At 76.5% G+C, this 1,253-nt stretch carries 1 protein-coding gene; it reads left to right on the top strand.

Going from position 1 to position 1,253, the window contains the following annotated elements; translation table 11 throughout:
• The first annotated feature begins 123 nt into the window (after positions 1-123).
• A complete protein-coding gene (locus AC1MIR_RS14330; RefSeq protein WP_480028873.1) occupies positions 124-1,032 on the top strand; it encodes an asparaginase in 909 nt (302 codons plus the stop codon).
• Positions 1,033-1,253 lie beyond the last annotated feature (221 nt).

Consider the following 1,253-nt stretch of genomic DNA (forward strand, 5'->3'; position numbering starts at 1 on the left):
GGGGGGGGGCGGCGGGGGGGGCGTCCGCCCGCTATGTCGTGCGCGGGGGGGGGGCGCGCCCTCTCTCCCGCGGGGGCCCCCCCCCCGGGGCCCGCCTCCGGCGGTGTTTACAGGGGACAAGCCATGCCCAATGGCGTCGAAGTCGTGGAACTCGCGCGCGTCTGGCGCGGACCGGTCGTGGAAAGCGTCCATCACGGCGTCGTCGTGGTGGCCGATACCGGCGGCACGCTGCGCCATGCCTGGGGCAGCGCCGGCTGGGTGAACACGCCGCGCTCCGCGCTGAAGCCGTTCCAGGCCATCGCCCTGGTGGAATCCGGCGCCGCCGACGCGCTCGGCCTCACCGACGAGCACATCGCGCTGGCCTGCGCCTCCCATCATGGGCAGCCCTTCCAGGTGGCGCTGCTGGGCGACTGGCTCGGCCGCCTCGGCCTGACGGAGGACGCACTGATCTGCGGCCCGGCCGTGCCGCGCGGCGCGGAGGACATCGCCGCCGCCTACGCGCATGGCGGTCCCCGGCGCGTCTTCAACAACTGCTCGGGCAAGCATTGCGGCTTCCTGAGCATGGCGAAGCACATGGGCGGCGGGATGGACTACGCGAACCCCGACCATCCGGCCCAGAAGCTCTATCGCGACGTGCTGTCCGAGTTCACCGGGCTCGATGCCGATGCGCTGCCCCATGGCGGCGATGGCTGCGGCCTGCCCGCGATCGGCGTCCCGATGGCCGCGATGGCCCGTGCCGCGGCCCGCTTCGGCGTCGGCCAGGCGGTGTCGGAGCGGCGGGGGGGGGGGGGGGGGCGCGGGGGGCGCGGCGGCGGTCGGCAAAGGGGCCGATGCGGCAGCGGGTGCCGGCGCAGCGCCCGTCGGGACGGGCGCCGGGGCCTTGGCGACGAAGCGGGCCGCCACGAAGCCCGCAAGGCCCGCGGTGACCACCACGACGATGAGGAGCGCACGCCCGCTGGCCGTCATCGCGTCGCGCCTGGGCCCCCCCGACCGTGCCGAACCGGCTCGGCAGTCAAGTCAAACATGTGTTAGCGTATCAGGAAAGCGAAGACCCCGCAGCAGGTCCCGGCGAATACCGCGCCGAGGACGGCACCGATCCGCCCGCCCAGCCGCGCGCCCAGCGGAATGCCGAGCGCGGCGGTGCAGAGCGGCGCCGCGGCGACCGCCCAGTCGGCCGGGGCGCCCCCCCCGCGCCCCCGCCGCCCGGCGGGGCGGGCCGCTAGGGGCCCTCCGCGGCGCGGGATTCGCCCGGG

This window comes from Falsiroseomonas sp. RANM36, assembly GCF_056682175.1.